The sequence below is a fragment of the Pseudomonas nitroreducens genome, assembly GCF_010994165.1.
Lineage (GTDB): Bacteria > Pseudomonadota > Gammaproteobacteria > Pseudomonadales > Pseudomonadaceae > Pseudomonas > Pseudomonas nitroreducens.
Genome location: NZ_WMBX01000006.1, coordinates 148,504 through 166,496, shown reverse-complemented (window position 1 = coordinate 166,496; position 17,993 = coordinate 148,504). Strand labels below are relative to the sequence as shown.

The following is a 17,993-nucleotide window of genomic DNA, read 5'->3' as shown; positions in this document are numbered from 1 at the left end:
GCGCCGATCAACGCAGGATGGCGGGGTTTTCCTTGGCGGCCACCGCTGCCGCCTCGTCCGGTGCGAGCAAGGCGCTGCGGGGGATGTCCAGCAGTCGTGCACAGGCCGCCAGTACATGGGCCCAGCTGCAACGGTTGGCGAACAGCATGCCCGCCTCGTCCAGCGTTCCACCCTGGTTACGGTACCCCAGGACCGCCGTCTTCAGCGCATCGGGCAGGATCGGCCAGAGGTGTCCACGTGCCACCTCCGGGCGCATGTGGGTGAGCAGCACGCGCCGCTCGTAGTGGTCGGGGAACAGACGCATGGCGATGGACTCGTCCGCCAGCGCTTGTAGCTCCCAATTGTCGCGCGGCGCGCGGAAGCGCCCCGGCTCCTGCAGATAAACCAGTCGATAAGGATAGCCAGCCTCCTCCAGCCGCAAGGCAGCGCGGCGCATCTCGGCCAACTGGTAACTGCCGTTGGCGATCAGCAGCAGCGGTTCGGCGCCGGGATGCTCGTCCAGCAGGATTGCGCCATCTCGCGCCAGCTGCTCGGCCTGAGCCTGGGTAAATACCGATGGCCGCTCGCGCTTGGGGGCCACGATGCAGGCCAACTGCCCGCGGCTGCGATAGATGTCCGGCAACAGCGCCAACAGGCTGTTGTGGTCGGCCGGGAAAACTACCCGCATCATGTCGTTCATCTCGCCCAGCAGCGCCTCGCAGAAGGTGGTGTCCTGGTGGGATTGCTGGTTTTTACCGTTCTCCCAGGTATGCGAGGTCGCCACCAGCGGCCAGCCGAGCCAGCCTGCCGGACGCCCTGCTTCCTTCTGCTGGCGGGCGAAGATCAGCGTCTGGCGCACCGCTCCGAGCATCTTCACGCAGAAGGCTTCATAGCTGGCCACCAGGTTCAGCCCGCCCTGGTTGGCCAGGCAGGCGGAAACCACTGCCTCTTCGTTAAGCGCGGTGATAATCCGGCCATCCACGGCTTCCAGGTCGCTCTCCGGCTCGCTCACCCGGTGCCGCAGCGCCTTGAGCACGCCGCCCAGGCGGTTGCTCGCCAGTTCGTCCGGATTGCCGACACGGGCGCGAAGGTCCGGGTTGGCGCCGCACAGGTCGACGTAGAAGCGATCCAGAGCGGCCATGGGGGAGCATTCATCATTGCGGTAATGCAGCGGGGGAATCGAAGGCTCGATGGGCCGACGCACGGCGAGCGGGTTATCCCGTTCCAGCACTCGGCCGCTGCGTGAAGCGATGAAGAGCTGACAAGCCTCGGCAAGTTCATCGGGCTCGACCCAGAGCGGCGCCGCATGCTGGTTGAACAGGTCGCGCGCCTCGGCATCCTCGCTGGGATTGCCCGGTAGCGGCAGGTTGTGCGCGGCATTGCTGCCAGCGCCATAGAACCCGTAGCCCTTGGTCGTTTCGGCGATGCCGTAAGGAATCGGTAAAGGGTAGCGAAGGATGCCGCGCTCCTTCTCATCGACGCGGTGCTGCAACCGCTCTTCCATTTCCCACAGGGCACAGACGAAAGCTGCCGGGTCGCGGCCATCGAAGCTGATCGGATCGAATCCGCAGCGGCGCAGATGAAGCTTGAAGCCTTCCAGCCCTTCGTGGGTGCCCAGGTCGGTGCGCTGCTCGATACGCCGGCCATTGGCGATCATCACCGGCAAGGCCGTGCCACAGTCCTCGGCGCGCCACCAGCGGGGAATCCAGTCGCTACCGCGCTGCTCCTCGGCAGCGCCGTCGGAGAGGAAGGCCACCAGGGTCTCGCCCGGCAGCGGCATGTGCGCATACATCAACTCGGCGAAGCCGAGGTATCCACCTTCGGCAACCCCGCCGGCGGTGTGCGGATTGACGTGGCTGCCCAAAGGAGCGGCAACCTTGCCTTCCGGCGTCTGCGCATAGCTGTAGAAGTCCTGCACCAGCCGATCCAGACCAGCTTCGCCATTCCCGTAGGCTGCGGCCTGTTCCGGATGCAGGTTGCCGGTGAGCACGTTGAGCGCGTCGATCGCTGCCACGCAGTGCCCTTGCCCCATCAGCCAGCCGCGTGTCCTGCCGCTCAGGGCATTCAGGGCGAGGTAGCCCGCATAGGCTGGCACCATGTTCAGCGCGCCGCCGGTATGTCCTTCGGGCTGAGCCTTGAAATCTTCGGGCTGCAAGGGTGCGCCATCGAGGCGGACACGCCTGGCGTAGGTCATGTGCGCCACCAGCCAGAGGCCGGCGCAGGTCAGGCGATCCAGCGCGCCGAACAGCCGGTAGACGCTGGCCAGATCCGGCTGCCGGCCGTACTGGACCAATTGATGAGCCACACGAAAGACCGCCGCCTGGGTCTGCACGCTATGCTGAAGCGGACCACGGCCTTGCAGCCAGCGGGCATATTCCGGCTCGGCTGCCGCATGGGCGGCAAGCTCCTCGGGGCTTGGCAGGATCTGTGACATGTCGGCTCTCCCTTGGTTATGCCGGAAAGTCTAGGTCTCCAGAGATCGGACAGGCGCTGACATGCATCAACGACCGTCCCGACCATTCGAGCAAGGCTGAAAGAGAATTCCGACAAGGAGACGACATGGCGCTTCTCACCTTCATCGGCGCAATCCAGGAAGTCACCGGTTCCTGCTACCTCCTGGAAACCCGCGACGGCGTCCGCGTGCTGCTCGAATGCGGAATGCGCCAGGGGCGCAGCGGCAACAAGGGCACCCGCGACAACGAGGCGACCAACCGCACACCCTTCCCCTTCGATCCGCAGGAGCTCGACGCCGTCGTACTGTCCCACGCCCATCTGGATCACAGCGGGTTGCTGCCGCGCCTGGCAAAGGAAGGCTACAAGGGACCGATCTACGCCACCGAATCCTGCTGCGATCTGCTGGAACTGATGCTGATGGATTCGGCGCACATCCAAGAGAAGGACGCCGAGTGGGAAAACAAGTGGCGCACCCGCCTCGGCAAGCCCCCCGTCAAGCCGCTGTACACCGTCGAAGACGCTTCCCGCGCGCTGAACCAGCGCCGCCGCGTCAGCTATGGCAGCACGGTGGACATAGCGCGCGGCATCCGCGTGACCTTCCATAACGCCGGGCACATCCTCGGCTCGGCCATCGTTGAACTGGAAATCCATGAGTTCGGCTCGACCCGCCGTCTGGTGTTCTCCGGGGACCTGGGCAGCACCTGCTCGCCCCTTATGCGCACACCCACGCCGCTATCCCGCGCCGACGTGGTGCTGCTGGAATCCACCTACGGCGACCGCGACCACCGCGATGCCAACGATACGCTACTGGAACTGGCCGGCATCCTCCAACGCGCGCAGAACGAGGGCGGCAACGTATTGATCCCGTCCTTCGCCGTGGGCCGCACCCAGGACCTGATCTACTACCTCGGACGCTTCTACCAGGAGGGCCGCCTGCCGCAGCAGGTCGTCTATCTCGACAGCCCCATGGCCGCCCAGGCCAACAACATCTACCTGCAGCACATCGGCGAGATCGCCGACGTCGACCGCGAATACATGCGCGGCACCGGCACCGCCAAGGTCGGCGAGTGGCTGCCGATCCTGCGTACCACCCAGAGCGCGGATGAATCCATGTCGCTGAATCGCATCAAGAGCGGCGCCATCATCATCGCCGGCAGCGGCATGTGCACCGGTGGGCGCATCGTCCATCACCTCAAGCACAACCTCTGGCGCGAGGAATGCCACATCGTCTTCCCGGGCTTCCAGGCCAAGGGCACGTTGGGACGCGCCATCGTCGACGGTGCCGAATCGGTCCGCATCCTGCGCCAGCGCATCAGCGTGAAAGCACAGATCCACACCCTTGGCGGGTTTTCCGCCCATGCGGGACAATCACAATTAATTCAGTGGGTTGGCCACTTCGAACACAAACCCGAGCTATACCTGATACATGGCGAGCGGGAAAAGATGGATGTACTCAAGGGTGCACTCCAGGATCGCCTGAACTGGACGGCCAACATTCCGGAGCCCGGAGACCGGATCGCCATCTGAGATCGAGGCCTCACCGACTGTCACACCCGCGTGCCAGACTGGGCTGGCCTACTGCTGAACCCTGTGCGTGCGGCGTAGCGCCAAGGCGTAACGACCAGAGCCACCTTGCGTGGCCGGCGCCCCCATGGACAGGCGATCAGGGGTTGATGAACAAGGAGTATCAACATGCCCTACGAGCCCGACGACTACCTCTCCAGACACTTCCAGACCAGCGGCACTGACCTTGCGCAGAAGATCGAGGAACTGGCCGCACTGGCCGCTCCCGGCGACAGCCAGAACCTGCCGCTGTACCGTGAGATGCTCACCACCGTCGCCCGCATGGCCCAGGCCGACCGCAACCGCTGGGACGCCAAGATCATGCTGCAGACCCTGCGCGAGATGGAGCACGCCTTCAGCACCCTGGAGCAGTTCAAACGTCGCCGCAAAGTTACCGTATTCGGCTCGGCGCGCACGCCGGCCGATCACCCCGTCTACGCCTTGGCCCGCGAGTTGGGCGAAACCCTGGCGCGCTACGACCTGATGGTCATCACCGGCGCAGGCGGCGGCATCATGGCCGCGGCCCACGAGGGAGCCGGACTGGAAAACAGCCTGGGCTTCAACATCACCCTGCCCTTCGAGCAGCACGCCAATCGCATCGTGGATGGCACCAGCAACCTGCTGTCGTTCCACTTCTTTTTCCTGCGCAAGCTGTTCTTCGTCAAGGAAGCCGACGCACTGGTGCTCTGCCCCGGCGGCTTCGGCACTCTCGACGAGGCGCTGGAAGTGCTGACCCTGATCCAGACCGGCAAGAGCCCGCTGGTGCCGGTTGTGCTGCTTGACCAACCGGGCGGGCATTACTGGGACCACGCCCTGGAATTCATCAAGGAGCAGCTCGAAGACAACGGCTACATCCTGCCCAGCGACATGAACCTGATGAGGCTAGTGCACTCAGCCGAGGAGGCCGCCGAGGAAATCGCCCAGTTCTACAGCAACTTCCACTCCAGCCGCTGGCTCAAGGATCGCTTCGTCATCCGCCTCAACCATCCGCTGAGCGTGCGCGCGTTGCAATTGCTGGAGCGCGAGTTTGGCAGCCTCTGCGTCACGGACGGCTTCCACCAGCAACCCTACAGCGAATCGGAACTGGATGAACCGGAGTTCTCCCACCTCACCCGTCTGGCCTTCGCTTTCAACGGCCGTGACCAGGGGCGACTGCGCGAGCTGCTGAACTTCATCAACCAGCCGGAGAACTGGGAACGCTGATTTCCTGGCTCCGAGAACAAACAAGGCACCCGCATGGGGTGCCTTGTTCATTTCAATCATCTGATCGTCGACCGCTCAGAAGCCGACTGATGGCTTCCATCGAGTAACCCCGATAACTCAGGAAACGCCCTTGCTGGGCTCGCTCGCGGGCATCCTGTGGCAGCCGGGCGAACTTGCGGCGCCAGACTTCACGCAGGTTTTCGCTCCAATCGACGCCGCACAAGCGCAGCGCACCGTCGATCTCACCACGTGGCAAACCCCGCTGCGACAACTCCTCGCGAATCCGCACCGGACCGTAACCTGCTCGCGCACGGCTGGCGATGTAGCTTTCCAGGTAACGGCTTTCATTGAGCAACCCCTCCTCGGCCAAACGGTCGAGGGCGGGGTCGATCAGGTCCTGCGTGGCGCCGCGTTGCCGCAGCTTGCGCGAGAGCTCTGCCCGGCCATGCTCGCGTCTTGCCAGCAGGTCCATGGCGACCCGTCGCACCGCGACGAGGTTATCGAGCTCGCTGGTCATCGCGATCAATAATCGGCTTCAGCTTCCGCTTCGGCCTCAGCCGCAGCGAGTTCGGCCTTGGTCGGCGCTGGCTGGTTGGTCAGCAGTTGTTCGCGGATGGCCTTGTCGAGGGTGTTGCAGATCTCGGCGTTGTCTTCCAGGAACTTGGCGGCGTTGGCCTTGCCCTGGCCGATCTTGCTGCCCTGGTAGCTGTACCAGGCGCCGGACTTCTCGATCAGGCCCAGCTGCACGCCCAGGTCGATGATTTCGCCAGTGCGGTAGATGCCGCGGCCGTACATGATCTGGAACTCGGCCTGACGGAACGGAGGGGCGACCTTGTTCTTCACGACCTTGACGCGGGTTTCACTACCGACCACCTCGTCGCCTTCCTTCACCGCGCCGGTCCGGCGGATGTCGAGACGAACGGAGGAGTAGAACTTCAGCGCGTTACCACCGGTGGTGGTTTCCGGGTTGCCGAACATCACACCGATCTTCATGCGGATCTGGTTGATGAAGATGACCAGGCAGTTGGCGTTCTTGATGTTGCCGGTGATCTTGCGCAGCGCCTGGGACATCAGGCGGGCCTGCAGGCCGACGTGTTGATCGCCCATCTCACCTTCGATTTCGGCCTTGGGCACCAGGGCCGCCACGGAGTCGACGATGATCACGTCAACGGCGTTGGAACGCACCAGCATGTCGGTGATTTCCAGCGCCTGTTCGCCGGTGTCCGGCTGGGATACCAGCAGGTCGTCGACGTTGACGCCCAGCTTGCCGGCGTAATCCGGGTCCAGCGCGTGCTCGGCGTCGACGAAGGCGCAGGTGGCGCCGGCTTTCTGGGCCTGGGCGATGACCGACAGGGTCAGGGTGGTCTTACCCGAGGATTCCGGACCGTAGATCTCGACGATACGGCCCTTCGGCAGACCGCCGATGCCCAGCGCAATGTCCAGACCCAGCGAGCCGGTGGAGATGGCGGGGATAGCCTGGCGCTCATGGTCGCCCATGCGCATGACCGCGCCTTTGCCGAATTGGCGTTCGATCTGTCCCAGGGCCGCGGCCAGGGCGCGCTTCTTGTTGTCGTCCATTGAAGTCCTCGCGAAGTCAGGCGGCCGGGCGGCCACGAACAACTGTATAAGTAGCCAGTATTATTCCACAGGGCAAGCCGCTCGCCTACCCCTGAATCGGATTTTCCCCGTCCGCCAGTCGCAATAGCCCTTCCAGAGCGGTCGCCACCGTCTGCCGGCGTACCGCTTCCCGATCACCGGCATACAGACGGCGTTCGCTGTACACCTTTTCACCTTTGCGCCAAGCCAGCCAGACAGTGCCTACCGGCTTCTCGGCAGAACCGCCATCCGGCCCGGCAATACCGCTCACCGCCACGGCGATATCCGCACCACTGCGAGGCAAAGCGCCAGCAACCATGGCCTCGACCACCTCCCGACTCACCGCGCCGACCCTTGGAAACAGCTCGGCCGGCACGTCCAACTGGCGGGTCTTCTGGGTATTGGAATAAGTGACGTAGCCCGCTTCGAACCAGGCGGAACTCCCGGAGACGCGCGTGATCGCCTCGGCGATGCCACCACCGGTGCAGGATTCGGCGGTGGTGACGCGTAATGTCTTGGCAGCCAATCGAGCGCCCAATCGGGCAGAGAGGTCTGTAATAAAGGAATCGGTAACGGACACAGTGCGCTCCGGGGTTAAAGAAGGCCAGGCGGATACCGTACACTAGGCGCTTTTGCATGTTGAAGCCGGACAGCCAGAAGCCATGAGTCAGAGCGACCTCTCCGCCCACACACCGATGATGCAGCAGTACTGGAAGCTGAAGAACCAGCACCCGGATCAACTGATGTTCTACCGTATGGGCGACTTCTACGAGCTGTTCTACGAGGACGCCAAGAAGGCCGCCAAGCTGCTGGACATCACTCTCACCGCGCGCGGACAGTCTGCCGGCAACTCCATCCCGATGGCGGGCATCCCGTTCCACTCCGCCGAGGGCTACTTGGCCAAGCTGGTGAAGCTCGGCGAATCAGTGGTGATCTGCGAGCAGATCGGCGACCCGGCCACCAGCAAGGGGCCGGTGGAGCGCCAGGTCGTACGTATTCTCACTCCCGGCACCGTCAGCGACGAAGCGCTGCTAGATGAGCGCCGGGACAACCTGATTGCTGCCGTGCTGGGTGATGAGCGCCTGTTCGGCCTGGCCGTGCTGGACATCACCAGCGGCCGGTTCAACGTCCAGGAAATCAAGGGCTGGGAAACCCTGCTCGCCGAACTGGAGCGCCTGAATCCCGCCGAGCTGCTGATCCCCGACGACTGGCCTCAGGGCCTGCCGGCGGAGAAACGCCGTGGCGCGCATCGCCGCGCGCCCTGGGACTTCGATCGCGACTCGGCGAAGAAGAGCCTGTGCCAGCAATTCGGCGTCCAGGATCTCAAGGGCTTCGGCTGCCAGGAACTGACTCTCGCCATCGGCGCCGCCGGCTGCCTGCTCGCTTACGCCAAGGAAACCCAGCGTACTGCCCTGCCACACCTGCGCAGCCTGCGTCACGAGCGCATCGACGATACCGTAATCCTCGATGGTGCCACGCGCCGCAACCTGGAACTGGACATCAACCTGGCTGGCGGCCGTGACAACACCCTGCAATCGGTGGTGGACCGCTGCCAGACCGCCATGGGCAGCCGCCTGCTGACCCGTTGGCTGAACCGTCCGCTGCGCGACCGCGCGGTGCTGGAAGCCCGCCAGGACTCGATCACCTGCCTGCTGGAGCGTTATCGCTTCGAAATCCTCCAGCCGCAGTTGAAGGAAATCGGCGACGTCGAACGTATCCTCGCCCGTATCGGCCTGCGCAATGCCCGCCCGCGCGACCTCGCTCGTCTGCGCGACGCCCTCGCGGCCCTGCCTGAACTGCAGAACGGCATGACCGAGCTGGAATCCCCGCACCTGGGCGAGTTGGCCGTCAGCATCCGCACCTACCCCGAGCTGGCCGACCTGCTGGCCCGGGCGGTGATCGAAAACCCGCCTGCAGTGATCCGCGACGGCGGCGTCATCGCCCGCGGCTACGATGCCGAGCTGGATGAACTGCAGATGCTCAGCGAGAACGCCGGCCAGTACCTGATGGACCTGGAAACCCGCGAAAAAGCCCGCACCGGCCTGCCGAACCTGAAAGTCGGCTACAACCGCATCCACGGTTACTACATCGAACTGCCGCGCGTGCAGGCCGAACAGGCCCCCGCCGATTATATTCGCCGCCAGACCCTGAAAGGCGCCGAGCGCTTCATCACCCCGGAACTGAAGGCTTTCGAAGACAAGGCGCTATCGGCCCAGAGCCGCGCCCTGGCCCGCGAGAAGCAGCTTTACGAGGAACTGCTGGAACTGCTGATCGGCCAATTGGCGCCGCTGCAGGACACCGCCGCTGCCCTGGCCGAACTGGATGTGCTGTCCAACCTCGCCGAGCGCGCGCTGAACCTCGATCTGAACCGCCCGCGCTTTGTCGAGGAATCCGGCATTCTCATCGAGCAGGGCCGCCACCCCGTGGTCGAGCAGGTACTGGATACGCCGTTCGTCGCCAACGACCTGAACCTCGATGAAGACACTCGCATGCTGGTGATAACCGGCCCGAACATGGGCGGTAAATCGACCTATATGCGGCAAACAGCGCTTATCGTGCTGCTAGCGCACATAGGTAGTTTTGTGCCGGCGGCGCGCTGCGAACTGTCGCTGGTGGACCGGATCTTCACCCGTATCGGCTCTTCCGACGACCTCGCTGGCGGTCGCTCCACCTTCATGGTGGAAATGAGCGAAACCGCGAACATCCTCCACAACGCCAGCGACCGCAGCTTGGTGCTGATGGACGAAGTGGGCCGCGGCACCAGCACCTTCGACGGCCTGTCGCTGGCCTGGTCCGCGGCTGAACACCTGGCGAAACTGCGAGCTTTCACCCTGTTCGCCACCCACTATTTCGAGCTGACCGTGCTGCCGGAAAGCGAACCGGCGGTGGCGAACGTGCACCTCAACGCCACCGAACACAACGAACGCATCGTCTTCCTGCACCACGTGCTGCCTGGTCCGGCAAGTCAGAGTTACGGCCTGGCGGTGGCGCAATTGGCTGGCGTGCCGGGTGCGGTCATTCAGCGCGCCCGTGAACACTTGGCGCGCCTGGAAACCACCAGCCTGCCCCACGAAGCACCACGCTCGAGCGACCCGAAAAGCCCGGCGCCGCTGCAAAGCGATCTGTTCGCCAGCCTGCCGCACCCGATCGTTGAAGAGCTGATGCGTGTCAGCCCCGACGACCTGACACCACGTCAAGCTCTCGAATTGTTATATGCATGGAAGACGCGAGTCTGACGAACCGCTGGACAAGCTGCTAGAATCGCGCGCGCTTAGCCGCCCGCCTGAGGAGAAAATTAGAAATGACCTTCGTCGTCACCGACAACTGCATCAAGTGCAAATACACCGACTGCGTGGAAGTATGCCCGGTGGACTGCTTCTACGAAGGCCCGAACTTCCTGGTCATCCACCCGGATGAGTGCATTGACTGCGCCCTGTGCGAACCGGAATGTCCGGCACAGGCGATCTTCTCCGAGGACGAGGTCCCGGATGGCATGCAGGAGTTCATCGAGCTGAACAAGGATCTGGCCGATGTATGGCCGAATATCACCGAGAAGAAGGATTCCCTGCCGGACGCCGAAGAGTGGGACGGCAAGCCGAACAAGATGCAGTACCTGGAGCGCTGATTCGCGCTGCCAACCAAAACACGAAAGGCCCGCTCAGTGCGGGCCTTTCTATATCCGGACATCACTTTCTTGCAGGCAAAAAAAAGGGGCGGGATAACCCGCCCACTCTTTCTTCCTTTTTTCATCATCCTGATGAACCGCTTCCCGCGGTGCTCCTGACCGACATCCTTACCGGTCTGCGCCTTTCCGTGTACGCAGGAGTGATATTACCCCCCTGCCGGAACTCAGCAACTGGGGCACTTCCGCGCACCCAGCCGGTCTCGCAGCCGGGATAAAAATAAAATCCTTTAAAAACAATAAGATAAGAAAAATAGAAGTCAAAGCTGGCGACTCTTCAAGCTGAACACTCACACGCTATGTAAGCGAATGCTTACATCAGAGCGCATAAAAAAGCCCGGATTCATCCGGGCTTCTTCATTGTCGACTTGGCAGCTACTGGAACAGCGCGTCGCTCGACAGGCCGTTTTTCTCGAGGATCTCGCGCAGACGCTTGAGGGCCTCAACCTGGATCTGCCGAACTCGCTCGCGGGTCAGGCCGATTTCCTGGCCAACCTCCTCCAGGGTGCTGCTTTCATGGCCGCGCAGGCCAAAGCGACGAATCACCACCTCGCGCTGCTTATCGGTCAGCTCCGACAACCACTGATCGATGCTCTCGCTGAGATCGTCGTCCTGCAGTAACTCACAGGGGTCGGTTGGACGATCATCGGTCAGGGTATCGAGCAGCGTCTTATCCGAGTCAGGGCCGAGAGAGACATCCACCGAAGTGACGCGCTCGTTCAGACCGAGCATCCGCTTGACCTCTTCCACCGGCTTCTCGAGCAGGTTGGCGATTTCCTCGGGCGACGGCTCGTGGTCCAGTTTGTGGGTCAGCTCGCGAGCGGCCCGCAAGTAGACGTTGAGCTCCTTCACCACGTGAATCGGCAATCGAATGGTGCGGGTCTGGTTCATGATGGCCCGCTCGATGGTCTGACGAATCCACCAAGTCGCGTAGGTGGAGAAACGGAAGCCGCGCTCCGGGTCGAATTTCTCCACCGCGCGGATCAGCCCAAGGTTGCCCTCTTCGATCAGGTCGAGCAGGGAAAGGCCGCGATTGACGTACCGTCGCGCGATCTTCACCACCAGACGCAGGTTGCTTTCGATCATCCGTCGCCGGCCGGCCGGGTCGCCCTTCTGCGCGAGTCGCGCAAAGTGGACTTCCTCTTCCGGGGTCAGAAGCGGCGAGAAACCGATTTCATTCAGATACAACTGGGTCGCGTCGAGCGCGCGGCTGTAATCGATGTGCTTGTGTTGCTTGAGAGAGGAGAGTGAGGTGGCTTTAGGAGTGACTCGAAGCGATACCTGCTCTTCGGCAAATGATTCTTCGAGGATGATGCCAGGCTCCAGGAGGAGCACTTCATCATCGACGTCAAACTCCGGCCCTTCTTTTTTAAGTGCCATGTCGTTATCCCTTGCTGAGTTCGACAACAAGTCCCGGTGCGACCTTATCCTTAGGACACCGAGGCCCGCTCACCCACGCAGGGGAACAGCTACCGTCAACGACTTGGCAAGTATTGCAGCGGATCTACAGGCTTACCCTGGCGGCGAATCTCGAAGTGCAGCTTCACCCGGTCAGTCCCTGTGGAGCCCATCTCGGCAATGTTCTGCCCGACTTTGACCTGTTGCCCTTCCCGCACCAGCAACCTACGGTTGTGACCGTAGGCGCTTACGTAGGTATCGCTGTGCTTGATGATCACGAGTTCGCCGTAGCCCCGCAAACCACTACCGGCATACACCACCGTGCCATTAGACGCAGCCAGGACAGGCTGGCCCAATTGTCCGGCTATATCAATCCCTTTATTCAAACTGCCGTTTGATGCAAAGCGCCCAATAAGCGTGCCATTGGTTGGCCAGATCCAGCCTCCCGGCGCCCCCCCTGCAACCGCCGGAGTTCCGCCGCTGGCGGGCGGTTGTGCTGGTGCGGTGACGGCGGGCGTGGTCGGTTTGCTGGCGGTCGCCGGGGTAGATGTCGGTTTGTTGACAACAACTGGCGCGACAGGCGTAGCACCTTTGGCGACAGACGGTGCAGCCGTCGATCCGCCGTCAAAGCGAATGGCCTGGCCTGGGCGAATGGTATAGGGCGCGGAGATGTTGTTGCGCGCAGCCAGGGCTTTCCAGTCCCAGCCATAGCGGAAGGCGATGGAGTACAACGTGTCACCGGGGCGCACCACATATTGGCCACTGGTGACAGCCGGCTTCTGCTGGGCGTTGCGGTCCACCACGGTTGTGGTACTGCGCGAAGTCGAAGAACAGGCCGCCAGCAGAGAGCAGACGGCAATGGCCACCACAGCGTGGCCCAGGCCCTTGATCCAGTTCCGTTGACACAGGGTCGCTGTCAAGCTCACCCATCCCCCTTATCCATGAATTGACGTCCAGCCTCACTGGCCGACAGTAACCGCAGCCTTGACCGGCCTGCTCTCAGCCTAGCGGACCGTTGAGCAGCGGGACAAAGCGGACGGAGTCCAGCACCTGCCGCTGGAAGCCGTCCTCGGTGCGGACGATCAGCATCAGTTGCTGCACCTCGCCGCCGCCTACCGGAATCACCAGCCGCCCCCCGGGCGCCAGCTGGTCCAGCAATGCCTGCGGGACCTCGGCCGCAGCTGCGGTGACGATGATGCCGTTGTAAGGCGCCAGGGCGGGCCAGCCTTCCCAGCCATCGCCCCAACGAAAGACAACATTTCTCAGGTTTAGCTCCGCAAGTCGCTCCTTGGCGCGGTCCTGCAGGGCCTGGATGCGCTCGACGGAGAACACCCGCTCCACCAGTTGCGACAGCACGGCGGTCTGGTACCCGGAGCCGGTGCCGATCTCCAGTACCTTGTCCAACGGGCCTGCAGCCAGCAGCAACTCGGTCATCCGCGCCACCATGAAGGGCTGCGAAATGGTCTGGTTGTGCCCGATGGGCAGCGCGGTATCTTCGTAGGCGCGGTGCGACAGCGCTTCATCGACGAACAGATGGCGCGGGGTACGGCGGATTACTTCCAGCACGTGGGCGTTGGACAGCCCCTCTTCGTACAAACGCTGGATCAGCCGCTCACGGGTACGCTGGGAGGTCATGCCGATGCCGCCGCGGCGGGACAATTCATTGGCCATGGTCGAGCCCTCCGAGCCAGTCGCCAAGGACATTGAACGCCTCCCGGAAGGTCCGGTCCATCTGCAGTGGCGTAATCGACACATACCCCTGCATGACGGCATGGAAATCGGTGCCCTCGCCGCCGTCTTCGGCGTCGCCGGCGGCGGCAATCCAGTAGCCTTCCTTGCCGCGCGGGTTGACCACCTTGACCGGCGGCTTGGCGCGAGCACGATGCCCCAGGCGAGTCAGCTGGATGCCCTTGATGCGCTCCAGCGGCAGGTTGGGGATATTCACGTTGAGCACGGTACGCGGCGGCAGATCGAGCTTCTCGTGGGACTCCACCAGCAGGCGGGCGAAATGCATCGCGGCCGGCAGGTTGTCCGTCAAGCGCGAACACAGCGAGAAGGCGAAGGCCGGCCGGGACAGGAAACGCCCTTCCAGGGCTGCGGCCACGGTACCCGAGTAGAGCACGTCATCGCCCAGGTTGGCGCCGAGATTGATACCCGAGACGACCATCTCCGGCACTTCTTCGAGCAGACCGTTGAGGCCCAGGTGCACGCAGTCGGTCGGAGTGCCGTTGAGGCTGATGAAACCATTGCCCAGGCGATGGGGATGCAGCGGCCGATCCAGCGTCAGCGAACTACTCGCTCCGCTACGATCGGCTTCCGGGGCGATCACGATGCAGTCCGCATAATCGGACAGCGCGTCGTGAAGCGCGGCGATACCGGGTGCAGTGACCCCGTCGTCGTTGGCAATCAATATGCGCATGGGCTTTCCGTCTGCCCTGCCGGCACGAGGTCGATCAGCTCGCGCACTACCACGGTGGCGAAGCAGCCAGCCGGCAGGACGAATTCCAGTTGCAGAATGTCAGGGGCGGGATAATGCCATGTAAGGCCCGGGATGGGGAGGCGCAGAATGCGCCGTTCGTGCGCCATGTCCGCACTGGCGAGCCACTGGCAAAGCGCCATCTCCGCTTGCTGCACGCTGCGTTCGATATCTCCCGGCCGGTTCGCCGCGGGTGAATCACCCTCGCCCCACATGGGGCCGGTGGGGTGCAGGTCGAGTGCGGCGAGACGCGGGTCGGAGCATTCCGCTTCGCCGGCGGGGAAGAAGCTGCGGCTGTCGGTGAACGCCAACAGGTCGCCGACCAGCGCCTGGTTCCAGGTGCCTTCGGCCACCCGGCGAGCCAGCACCTGGTTGAAGACATAGCTGCGCGCTGCCGAGAGCAGGCGCGAGCGCATGTTGCGATGCTCCGGCAGCTTGCCGCGCTCGGCGAAGCCACGAGCATCGAAGACGTTGCCGCCACCATGGCCGAAGCGCTGGGTGCCGAAGTAGTTCGGTACGCCCTGGGCCACGATGGCCTTCAGGCGCGCTTCGAGCTGCTCGCGCTGTGCCTGCAGCTCGGTCAGGCGCAAGGTGAAGCCGTTGGCCGAATGTGCACCGCGCTGCAGTTTGCGGCGATGGCGATTGCGCTCGAGGATTCGCAGAGTGTCGTCCTCGGCGGCAGTCAGGTCCGGATCGGACTTCCCCGGCAAGTGCAGACTGAACCACTGGCGGGTCAGCGCCTGGCGGTCCTTGAGACCGGCATAGCTGATCATCTTCACCGGGACGCCCGCGGCACGGGCGAGACGGCGCGCCGCTTCCTCGGTGTTCAGGCCGCGTTTCTCCACCCGCAGCCACAGATGCTCGCCATCGCCGGAGAGCGGGATATCCAGCACTTCGTCGACCTGGAAGTCTTCGGCCACCGCCTTGAGCACAGCCTGCCCGCAAGCTTCGCCATGGGCGCGCGGGCCCAGCAGTTCCAACTCGGTCATGCGCGCCCCAGCAAAGCGACGGCGTGGACCGCGATGCCCTCTTCGCGCCCGGTGAAGCCAAGTTTCTCGGTGGTGGTGGCCTTGACGTTGACCTGGTCCAGTTCGACCTTCAGGTCGGTGGCGATGGTCTCGCGCATGTTCTGGATGTGCGGCGCCATCTTCGGCGCCTGGGCGATGATGGTGGTGTCGACGTTTTCCACCTTCCAGCCCTTGGCTTCCACGAGGCTCAGCACGTGGCGCAACAGTGCGCGACTGTCGGCCCCCTTGAACTGCGGGTCGGTATCAGGGAAGTGCTTGCCGATATCGCCCAGCGCGCAGGCGCCCAGCAAGGCATCGGAAAGCGCGTGCAACAGCACGTCGCCGTCGGAGTGGGCAACGAGCCCGAACTTGTGGGGAATACGCACGCCGCCAAGGGTGATGAAGTCTCCCTCGCCGAAGCGGTGCACGTCGTAGCCATGTCCGATACGCATGAAAAAACGCCCTGTTGATGTCAGGGCGTCGATTCTACCGGATCACTGCGCCCAGGGTGTCAGCCGCAGAGCGCCGCGGCATGGTGGCGCAGGTGATCTTCGATGAAGCTCGCAATGAAGTAATAGCTGTGGTCGTAACCGGGCTGCAGGCGCAGGTCCAGCGGATGACCGACCGCAGCGGCGGCTTCGCGCAGCGCTTCGGGCTTGAGTTGCACAGCGAGGAAGTCGTCACGCTCGCCCTGGTCGACCAGGATCGGCAGGCGCTCGCTGGCGTTGGCCAGCAACTCCACCGCGTCCCACTCGCGCCACGCCGCCGGATCTTCGCCCAGGAAGCGACCCAGCGCCTTCTGTCCCCAGGGGCAATCGCTCGGATGAGTGATGGGGGCAAAGGCGGACAGCGACAGGTAGCGCCCCGGATTTCGCAGCGCGCAGATCAATGCGCCATGGCCGCCCATGGAATGCCCGCTGATGCCGCGTTTCCGGGATACCGGGAAATTCGCTTCGATCAGCGCCGGCAGTTCCTGCACCACGTAGTCGTGCATGCGGTAATGGCGGGCCCAGGGTTCTTGCGTGGCATTGACGTAGAAGCCGGCACCAAGGCCGAAGTCCCACGCGCCATCCGGATCGCCCGGCACTTCCGGCCCGCGCGGGCTGGTATCCGGCGCAACGATCACAATCCCGAGTTCCGCGGCCACGCGCTGGGCGCCGGCCTTCTGCATGAAGTTCTCGTCGGTGCAGGTCAGGCCGGACAGCCAGTAAAGCACCGGAAGGCCCGCCTCTGGCTCGGCCTGCGGCGGCAGGTAGACCGCAAAGACCATCTCGCAGCCGAGCGTCTCGGAGCGATGGCGATAGCGCTGGTGCCAGCCGCCAAAGCTCTTCTGGCTGCTGATCAGTTCGATGGAATCCGTCATGGAGCCTCCTGTGAGGGCGGGCGCACAAGGCGCCCGGCGGTTCGATCAGTAGTGGATGACCGAGCGGATGCTCTTGCCTTCATGCATCAGGTCGAAGGCTTCGTTGATCTTCTCCAGGCCCATGGTGTGGGTGATGAAGGTATCCAGCGGGATCTCGCCCTTCTGCGCCTTTTCCACGTAGCTCGGCAGCTCGGTGCGGCCTTTCACGCCGCCGAAGGCGGAACCGCGCCAGACGCGCCCGGTAACCAGCTGGAACGGACGGGTGCTGATTTCCTGGCCGGCACCGGCGACGCCGATGATGGTGGATTCGCCCCAGCCCTTGTGGCAGCACTCCAGCGCCGCACGCATCAGCTGGACGTTGCCTACGCATTCGAAGGAATAGTCCACGCCGCCGTCCGTCATTTCGACAATCACTTCCTGGATCGGCTTCTGGTGATCCTTCGGATTGACGAAATCGGTGGCGCCCAACTCCTTGGCGATATCGAACTTCGCCGGGTTGATGTCCACCGCAATGATGCGCGAGGCCTTGGCCATCTTCGCGCCGATGATCGCCGCCAGGCCGATGCCGCCCAGCCCGAAGATGGCGACGGTAGCGCCCTCCTCCACCTTGGCGGTATTGAGCACCGCACCGATGCCGGTGGTGACGCCGCAGCCGAGCAGGCAGACCTTCTCCAGCGGCGCTTCCTCGGGGATCTTCGCCAGGGAGATTTCCGGCAGCACGGTGTACTCGGAGAAGGTCGAGCAGCCCATGTAGTGGTAGATCGGCTCGCCCTTGTAGGAGAAGCGGCTGGTGCCATCGGGCATCAGGCCCTTGCCCTGGGTGGCACGCACGGCCTGGCAGAGATTGGTCTTGCCGGATTTGCAGAATTTGCACTCGCGGCATTCGGCGGTGTACAGCGGGATCACATGGTCACCCACTTTCAGCGAAGTCACGCCCTCGCCCACCGCTTCGACGATACCGCCACCTTCATGACCCAGGATGCACGGGAACACACCCTCGGAATCCTGGCCGGACAGGGTGTACGCGTCGGTGTGGCAGACGCCGGTGGCGACGATGCGCACCAGGACTTCACCCTTCTGCGGCGGCGCCACATCGACTTCGACGATTTCCAACGGCTTGTTGGGGGCGAAGGCAACGGCAGCACGGGACTTGATCATCTGGAAACTCCTGAACGAAGGAAACGACAACGCCCGCCTGGGGCGGACGGGTTCGGCGCGACGGCCGAGAAACCGGGACGGGCCGGAGCCCCGTCGGGGAACATTCGGGGCGGC

Annotated in this window: 16 protein-coding genes; 4 read left to right on the top strand and 12 right to left on the bottom strand. The window is 63.6% G+C overall.

The genetic code is table 11. The features are described from left to right. Positions 1 to 7: 7 nt before the first annotated feature. Entirely contained in the window at positions 8 to 2,413 is a 2,406-nt protein-coding gene (locus GJV37_RS24625; RefSeq protein ID WP_193453021.1) for a phosphoketolase family protein, read from the bottom strand. Positions 2,414 to 2,538: 125 nt separating this feature from the next. On the opposite strand from GJV37_RS24625, the gene GJV37_RS24620 reads away from it, so the two are divergent. Continuing rightward, positions 2,539 to 3,960 (top strand): MBL fold metallo-hydrolase RNA specificity domain-containing protein, encoded by a 1,422-nt coding sequence (locus tag GJV37_RS24620; RefSeq protein WP_193453020.1) that lies wholly within the window; start codon positions 2,539 to 2,541, stop codon positions 3,958 to 3,960. Positions 3,961 to 4,125: 165 nt separating this feature from the next. Beyond that, positions 4,126 to 5,199, top strand: a complete 1,074-nt coding sequence (locus GJV37_RS24615) for an LOG family protein (protein ID WP_024765298.1) — start codon at positions 4,126 to 4,128, stop codon at positions 5,197 to 5,199. A 52-nt stretch (positions 5,200 to 5,251) separates the two neighbouring features. On the opposite strand, the gene recX is transcribed toward GJV37_RS24615, so the two are convergent. The 3 genes from recX to GJV37_RS24600 form a co-directional block, all read right to left on the bottom strand. Further along, positions 5,252 to 5,716, bottom strand: coding sequence for a recombination regulator RecX (gene recX / locus GJV37_RS24610; protein WP_037016497.1), 465 nt, complete (start codon positions 5,714 to 5,716; stop codon positions 5,252 to 5,254). A gap of 5 nt (positions 5,717 to 5,721) precedes the next feature. Beyond that, a complete protein-coding gene (gene recA, locus GJV37_RS24605) occupies positions 5,722 to 6,777 on the bottom strand; it encodes a recombinase RecA (protein ID WP_038803401.1) in 1,056 nt (351 codons plus the stop codon). A gap of 85 nt (positions 6,778 to 6,862) precedes the next feature. Then, positions 6,863 to 7,375, bottom strand: coding sequence for a CinA family protein (locus tag GJV37_RS24600; RefSeq protein ID WP_024765300.1), 513 nt, complete (start codon positions 7,373 to 7,375; stop codon positions 6,863 to 6,865). Positions 7,376 to 7,457: 82 nt separating this feature from the next. Between GJV37_RS24600 and mutS the strand changes: the two genes are divergently transcribed. Both mutS and fdxA read left to right on the top strand, forming a co-directional pair. Continuing rightward, positions 7,458 to 10,031 carry a DNA mismatch repair protein MutS gene (gene mutS, locus GJV37_RS24595; protein WP_170859912.1) on the top strand — a complete coding sequence of 858 codons (2,574 nt, stop codon included), beginning with the start codon at positions 7,458 to 7,460 and terminating at the stop codon, positions 10,029 to 10,031. Positions 10,032 to 10,096: 65 nt separating this feature from the next. After that, complete coding sequence (fdxA, locus tag GJV37_RS24590) at positions 10,097 to 10,420, top strand: ferredoxin FdxA (protein WP_015476292.1); 324 nt, start codon at positions 10,097 to 10,099, stop codon at positions 10,418 to 10,420. A gap of 432 nt (positions 10,421 to 10,852) precedes the next feature. Here the strand turns inward: fdxA and rpoS are convergent, their stop codons facing one another. The 8 genes from rpoS to GJV37_RS24550 all read right to left on the bottom strand — a co-directional run bounded on the left by rpoS (position 10,853) and on the right by GJV37_RS24550 (position 17,879). Beyond that, positions 10,853 to 11,857: an RNA polymerase sigma factor RpoS gene (rpoS, locus tag GJV37_RS24585; RefSeq protein WP_038803400.1), complete on the bottom strand. Its 1,005-nt coding sequence runs from the start codon at positions 11,855 to 11,857 to the stop codon at positions 10,853 to 10,855. A 95-nt stretch (positions 11,858 to 11,952) separates the two neighbouring features. Further along, positions 11,953 to 12,801 (bottom strand): peptidoglycan DD-metalloendopeptidase family protein, encoded by an 849-nt coding sequence (locus GJV37_RS24580; protein ID WP_024766057.1) that lies wholly within the window; start codon positions 12,799 to 12,801, stop codon positions 11,953 to 11,955. A 73-nt stretch (positions 12,802 to 12,874) separates the two neighbouring features. Further along, entirely contained in the window at positions 12,875 to 13,510 is a 636-nt protein-coding gene (locus tag GJV37_RS24575; protein WP_088418250.1) for a protein-L-isoaspartate(D-aspartate) O-methyltransferase, read from the bottom strand. Positions 13,511 to 13,535: 25 nt separating this feature from the next. Continuing rightward, positions 13,536 to 14,294, bottom strand: a complete 759-nt coding sequence (gene surE / locus GJV37_RS24570) for a 5'/3'-nucleotidase SurE (protein ID WP_024766059.1) — start codon at positions 14,292 to 14,294, stop codon at positions 13,536 to 13,538. After that, positions 14,282 to 15,340 carry a tRNA pseudouridine(13) synthase TruD gene (gene truD, locus GJV37_RS24565; protein ID WP_193453018.1) on the bottom strand — a complete coding sequence of 353 codons (1,059 nt, stop codon included), beginning with the start codon at positions 15,338 to 15,340 and terminating at the stop codon, positions 14,282 to 14,284. Before truD ends, surE begins: the two co-directional genes overlap by 13 nt. Next, on the bottom strand, positions 15,337 to 15,810 hold the full coding sequence (ispF, locus tag GJV37_RS24560; protein ID WP_170859911.1) for a 2-C-methyl-D-erythritol 2,4-cyclodiphosphate synthase: 474 nt from the start codon (positions 15,808 to 15,810) through the stop codon (positions 15,337 to 15,339). Before ispF ends, truD begins: the two co-directional genes overlap by 4 nt. Positions 15,811 to 15,869: 59 nt before the next feature. Next, complete coding sequence (fghA, locus tag GJV37_RS24555) at positions 15,870 to 16,721, bottom strand: S-formylglutathione hydrolase (RefSeq protein ID WP_170859910.1); 852 nt, start codon at positions 16,719 to 16,721, stop codon at positions 15,870 to 15,872. A gap of 45 nt (positions 16,722 to 16,766) precedes the next feature. Continuing rightward, positions 16,767 to 17,879 carry an S-(hydroxymethyl)glutathione dehydrogenase/class III alcohol dehydrogenase gene (locus GJV37_RS24550; RefSeq protein WP_024766063.1) on the bottom strand — a complete coding sequence of 371 codons (1,113 nt, stop codon included), beginning with the start codon at positions 17,877 to 17,879 and terminating at the stop codon, positions 16,767 to 16,769. Positions 17,880 to 17,993: the final 114 nt, after the last annotated feature.